The 3165-nt window shown below is 37.0% G+C and carries 4 protein-coding genes; all 4 read right to left on the reverse strand.

Annotation, left to right across the window (positions count from 1 at the left end; all coding sequences use genetic code 11):
* Window positions 1-319 precede the first annotated feature (319 nt).
* A complete protein-coding gene (locus ACUVXA_RS18750; RefSeq protein WP_445872813.1) occupies window positions 320-871 on the reverse strand; it encodes a hypothetical protein in 552 nt (183 codons plus the stop codon).
* A gap of 7 nt (window positions 872-878) precedes the next feature.
* Window positions 879-1637, reverse strand: a complete 759-nt coding sequence (locus ACUVXA_RS18755; RefSeq protein WP_445872814.1) for a hypothetical protein — start codon at window positions 1635-1637, stop codon at window positions 879-881.
* A 151-nt stretch (window positions 1638-1788) separates the two neighbouring features.
* Entirely contained in the window at window positions 1789-2553 is a 765-nt protein-coding gene (locus ACUVXA_RS18760; RefSeq protein ID WP_445872815.1) for a histone deacetylase family protein, read from the reverse strand.
* Between the two features lie 283 nt (window positions 2554-2836).
* Complete coding sequence (locus tag ACUVXA_RS18765) at window positions 2837-2986, reverse strand: hypothetical protein (RefSeq protein ID WP_445872816.1); 150 nt, start codon at window positions 2984-2986, stop codon at window positions 2837-2839.
* Window positions 2987-3165 lie beyond the last annotated feature (179 nt).

Raw genomic sequence — 3165 nt, forward strand, 5'->3', positions numbered from 1 at the left:
AGTTGATGAGGTAGACCTGGTTTCGGGAATGCTTGTATTCCATCTGTTGATACCAATATATCTGTCAACACATCAGCCTATAAATTTTTTGACGGTTCATCCCCAAGACTAAAGTCGGGGGCTTTCCGCCAAAGATTCCTGTAAAAATAGTTCACCCTTATTATAAAAATTTAATTCTCATGAATTAAAAAAATAGGAGAGAACGAAAAAAATGTTAACCAATGTTTCAGATAGGCAAAAAATCCAAGACGATTCGCAGTTTTATTTAATTTAACAGTTGCAATAAAAAGAAACGCCACTCCTCCCAAAAAATGGGCTTTTAGAATAACTCAGGTTCCTTCATATGGAAATGGTATACGAAACGACACACAGGGTCTCCGCGGGTTCGGCAAAGCGTCTCGTTGCAAGTAACCGAGTCTGCACCCCACTCTGCTAATCTTTGTTCTTCGATCCATTCCAAGATTCCGGACAATGTATTACACATAAACAATTGTGGTGATGGGGAGACTAGATCTTTGCATAGTGGGCAATCCGCTATGGAATAAGTTATGTAAACGTCGTTTTCTTCCTTTTTAAATTCGGTTTTATCAAAAGTTGTTCCTGTGAAAAATTTGAATCCAAGATTATAGGCTGACTTGGGATCAGCTAATTCTTCCAGATTTTTTGCAGGCCTCCGAGTTGCAGCAAGATATCTAGTATAGATGAATTCACCCATATCTCTCCCTAATGTTTTTAACTCCTGGTTAACTTTTGCTGGGTCTCCATGAATTTTCGTTAAATAGCTAATTAAAGCTTGTATTAGGGATCTATAAACTAGTATGTTAATTTTTTCGGCTTTAATTCTCCATGCTAATACACCTTTTACACCCAAAATTTTTTCACCTCTTAATTTTTCTAATGCCTGAAATATATCTTATGGCTCCCTTCGCACTAAAATCACCGGTTGTTATCATTGCTCGAGCTTTGGATATACCGAGTTCCTCAGCAATATCATCTATGGTGTGATCACCGTCACAGAGCTGAAGAATAGCTATTGCCATCGGCTCTTTAACCTTCTTGAGAATCTTATTGTCGACAAGAATAGGAAAACTCACTGTTATAGTTTCCTCCACTTCTCCAGCGGGAGGAGTCACCGTGGAGGGTTCTCGAGGCATCTCACCCTCAACTATTTCTGAAGGAATCACGCCTACTGTTGGTTCAGCTACTCCTATTTCTTCGGCGGTGAAACCCTCTTTTACTAGTCCTAGACTGACTTCTTTTGTGGGAACTTCGATAACTTCTTCTTCCTTTGGAGCGGGAAGTTGGCTTTCAATTTCTGAAAATAATTCTAAATAATTCTCCTCTAAACGTTTACCAGTAACTATTAGAACTCCTTCTTTCTCATAGCTTTCTATTGCTAGGACAATACGGGGAGAAACCTTGTAAACTAGCAGGTTGCTTTTTGACAATTTTTTGAGCTGATAATCACCAATGTCCCAAACTGGAAAAACCCCACGTAATTTACTTACCGCATCCGCTGATTCGCTTGTAAGGGAGGACCAGAGAAGGTTTCCACTGTTTTCTAGGAATGCTACATAGCATTTTTTAGGCATAAACTTGGCAATTTTTTCAGCGATTTCTCCAAAACTCTTCTCCATGTCTTACGCCTTTTCTGGTTTATTTGTAATCTTCATGTTATATGTATGAAAAATGGGTATAATAATCTTTTTTTCAAAAGAATGTAAATTCAAAAGGGGGTGAAAATTACTTATGTTTTATTGACTTATTTCTTTAAATAGTTTTTGTTTTTTAACCGAATCCGTCTAAAAACGCCTTTACGTTTTTACCTAGGTCGGGATGATAATATCCGCCTTCCAAAATGGCGAAGCGTCTTCCTGCACAATTTTTAATGGAAAACTCCTTGACCATGGAAGCTATTTCTTTATAATCCTCGGTTTTGAGTCTGCCTCCCCAATCTAACTCGTACTCGTCAAAACCCGCAGAAACCGCGACAATATCACAGCCCCTAGCAGCTTCCACTTTTAACTGTTCTGAAACCTGCTCTAAATAAGCTTCTCTACCTCCATGATTCGGATTCATAATGGATATTCCCTTTAAGTCGCCCAAAATATTCACTGTTCCGTCTCCAAAATGTAGATCGATATCCAGGATAAACACTTTATCGGCCTTACCCTCATTCCGCAGTTTCAAAATCGCTATTGCCATGTTATTGAAGAAACAAAAACCCCAACAAGAGTCACTAGAAGCATGGTGTCCTGGAGGACGAATTAAACCGAAAGCAGGCTCACCATCATAAGCAAGTTCGGCAGCGGCAATAGCCCCACCAGCAGCAAGAGCAGCCACCTCATATAACCGTTTATCCGACTTAATAGAATCAACATGCCTCTCGCTGTGAGCTCTTAGTATATCCTCCTCAGTAGCAGGTTTAGGCTCCATAAACTCAAAATGGGGAGAAATAACATTATAAATACTTTCGATACGCCCAGCTTTTGCAGCAGGGTCAGAAGCATAAACAATGTTATACATCTTGTGATAAACAACCTTCAAAACCAACCCAACCTCCAAAAAAACTAACAAGTACGTTTCTCTTATCATATAAATATTAAACTATTAAATTTTTACCTTTTATTTTTATGAGAAAAAAATTTCAAAAGGTAGAAAATCATCTAATAAAGCGCTAAAATTACTAACTAAAAAAGTAATAATTTGGAAAATGCCGACAAACTCTAAAAAATTATAAGAAGAAAGAAAAGGAATATAGTGTGAATTATAAAAATCACTTTAACATAATATTTTTCTTTTAGTATTCAATAGGTTGGCGGCTCTGAAAACCAGTTTAATTATTTTCCCTATTTTCCTCTTCTTCTCGGTAGAATTCGGAGTCTTCCCTATAGTCTACATATCCTTCAGAAATTATTCTGGCTCTGAACTTTTCTCTTTTCTTTTTTTCTATGGGATTAAAATTCTTCTTCCCTCTTTTATTCAAATTATTTCACCCAGATAAAAATATTCAGCTTTTTTCACCAATACATTTCAGTGCTGGTTCCCTTCACACGGTTTTATTTGATAATATTATTATTAAATAGATATTAAAATTTTTCCAAAATCCTAATAGAGAAGGCGCCTTAAGTATGTGGGTTGTTGGGATAGTTCGAAAAGAATAAT

Source organism: Candidatus Jordarchaeum sp., assembly GCF_052745115.1.

Coding starts and splice junctions, on each gene's coding strand:
- ACUVXA_RS18755 (WP_445872814.1), bottom strand. CDS start 1,637: ATGGAGAAGAGTTTTGGAGAAATCGCTGAAAAAATTGCCAAGTTTATG.